Origin of the sequence: Wolbachia endosymbiont of Madathamugadia hiepei, from assembly GCF_013366855.1 — a bacterium.
In the GTDB taxonomy this organism is placed as follows: Bacteria; Pseudomonadota; Alphaproteobacteria; order Rickettsiales; family Anaplasmataceae; genus Wolbachia.
In genome coordinates this window covers 1-2,590 of record NZ_WQMP01000143.1, presented here as the reverse complement: position 1 = coordinate 2,590, position 2,590 = coordinate 1, and the positions used below count along the sequence as shown (strand labels likewise).

At 37.4% G+C, this 2,590-nt stretch carries 2 protein-coding genes; both read left to right on the top strand.

The window, feature by feature from the left end; translation table 11 throughout:
• The first annotated feature begins 298 nt into the window (after nt 1-298).
• The gene (htpG, locus tag GO685_RS04725; protein ID WP_175937792.1) at nt 299-2,197 is read left to right on the top strand and encodes a molecular chaperone HtpG; all 1,899 of its coding nucleotides are present in this window, start codon (nt 299-301) and stop codon (nt 2,195-2,197) included.
• Nucleotides 2,198-2,354: 157 nt separating this feature from the next.
• A complete protein-coding gene (locus tag GO685_RS04720; RefSeq protein ID WP_175937791.1) occupies nt 2,355-2,504 on the top strand; it encodes a hypothetical protein in 150 nt (49 codons plus the stop codon).
• The last annotated feature ends 86 nt before the right edge of the window (nt 2,505-2,590 follow it).

The window sequence follows — 2,590 nt, the reverse complement described above, 5'->3', positions numbered from 1 at the left end:
TAGGTAAAAACCTTGAAAGTTTATAAAGACATGAGGTGCACATAGTGCAAAAAATTAAACATAAGACGCCAAGTACATTGAGTTTTTTGTCGTTTAATTTGCACAGACTGAAGATAAATAATAGCCTCACTGCTATTATAAGGGTAACGGCGAAGGTTGTCAAGTAGTTTTTTTGTTTCATCAAACGCACTATCAAAAGTTTGTTATGCGAGAAGTTTTATTTTGGCGTGCGTGACCTTGAAAGATCGCAATGCAACACTTAAATTATATAGGTAGTAGGCTAATAATGGAGCTCAAAATGCATAACGTAAAAGGAACCGAAAATTTAAAATTTGATGCTGAAGTAGGGAAAGTGCTGAATATAGTAATTCATTCGCTTTATACCAACAAGGATATTTTTCTGCGTGAGTTAATATCAAATGCATCAGATGCATGCGACAAATTGCGCTACGAATCTCAACTAAACCCTAACTTGCTAGATTCAAGCGATGAGTTAAAAATCACCATTAGCTCCAGTAAAGATAAAAATGAATTATATATCACTGATAATGGTATCGGGATGAACAGGCAGGATTTAATAGATAACCTTGGTACAGTTGCCAGTTCTGGTACACAAAGATTTCTGGAGGCGATTAAAAGTAGCAAGGATTCAAGCCAAACTGTAGAGTTAATCGGAAAATTTGGTGTCGGTTTTTACTCGAGCTTCATGGTTGCTTCAGAAGTTATAGTTGAATCTCAAAAGGCAGGAGAAGAGGAATCTTGGATCTGGAAATCCAAGGGAAATGGAGAATATTCAATTGGCAAATTAGATGATCAAATCCCTCGTGGAACCAAGATTACCCTGGTTATGCGTCCTGAAGAAAATGAGTTTTTAGACAAGTTTCGCATTGAAAATATTGTTACTACTTATTCAGATCACATAAATTTTCCCGTTGAATTTGTAGATGAAGAAGGAAAAAGTGAGAAGTTAAACAGCAAGGCTGCAATTTGGACTAAGCCGAAAAACGACGTTACTCAAGAGGAGCACAACGATTTTTTCCGCGGTGTTGCACATGTTGGCGGGGAACCTTGGATGATATTGCACAACAAAAATGAAGGTGCAATAGAGTATACAAATTTGCTTTATGTACCTTCTATCAAGCCTTTTGACTTATTTCACCCAGATAGACGTTGCTCCGTGAAATTGTATGTAAATAAAGTGTTTGTCACTGAGGATAATGTGCAAATCATACCGCAGTACTTACGTTTCTTGAAAGGCGTGGTTGACTCACCGGATTTGCCTCTTAATATCAGCAGAGAAACACTACAGAACAATCGTGTTGTTGAGCAAATCAGAAAATCCCTCACTAAGCGCGTGATATCAGGGCTTGGTAAAAAGGCAAAAGAGAATTTAGAGGAATACACGAAGTTCTGGACCAATTTTGGTGCAGTATTGAAAGAGGGTCTTTGTGAAGCTATGCCAACTGACGAAAGAGAAGGGCTGCTCTCAATTTGCAGATTCTATAGCACTGGTGATGATAAGTTGGTCAGCATTGATGACTATATAAGCAGAATGAAGCCTGAGCAGGAGCATATCTATTACCTCACAGGAAATAGCTTAGATTCGGTGAAAAACAGTCCACAACTTGAGGGGTTTATCAGCAAAGGACTGGAAGTTCTTCTGTTTGTTGATCCAGTGGATGATTTCTGGACTAGCGTAATTCATGAATATAAAGACCAGAAGATTAAGTCCGTAACTCGTGCTGATGTTGATTTGGAAAAATTCTCTTCGGAGAAGAAGGACAAAGAAAATAAATCAAATGAAGAAAAGAGCGAAGAAAATACGGATTCTATATTAGAGTATTTCACTAAGGTTCTTGGCAGTTTAGTGAAAAGCGTAAAAATTTCCAAAAAATTGACTGATAGTCCTGTATGTTTGGCGGTTGATGAGGGTGCGATGGATCTTAGAATGGAACGTTTTTTACGTGAGCAAAAACAGCTAAATTACCGCACACCAAAGGTGCTCGAAATCAACACTAAACATCCTGTAATAAAAAGCATAATGAAATCTCACGTTGAAGATGGTGGAAACTCAACATTGGAGGATATGATCCACTTATTGTTCTATCAAGCTTGTATCGTAGAGGGCGAGGAGATGGATGACGCGAGCCTGTTTGCTAAGAGGGTGAATAACTTGCTTGGTAAGGTTGTGATTTAGCGCTATACTAGATTAAGCTAATTTATAGTGAGTGATAAATATGACTTTGAAGGATAAAACTATTGGGAGTGGAGATCAATAGATTGGTATTAATGCCCTTATATACTGTGAAGAATTAAAAGGTTCTCTTTCCGAGGAAGTAGAACAAGGAAGGAAATTGAAATTTGATGGAAAAGTTCAAGATATTCCACTTATAGGAAAAAGGGGACAGACAAAACTTTTTAAAGCTAGGGATAAGAAACGACATAACATACACGCAGGAGCAAACACAAATGCCAAAATAGAGTTAATGTTCAACATGATCTAGTCTCTGTGAACAAAATTTTAGAGAAGCCATATGAGAGAACCAACGAAGTTTAAAAAACCCATAAAAACCTCAGCAGTCTTGTCAAA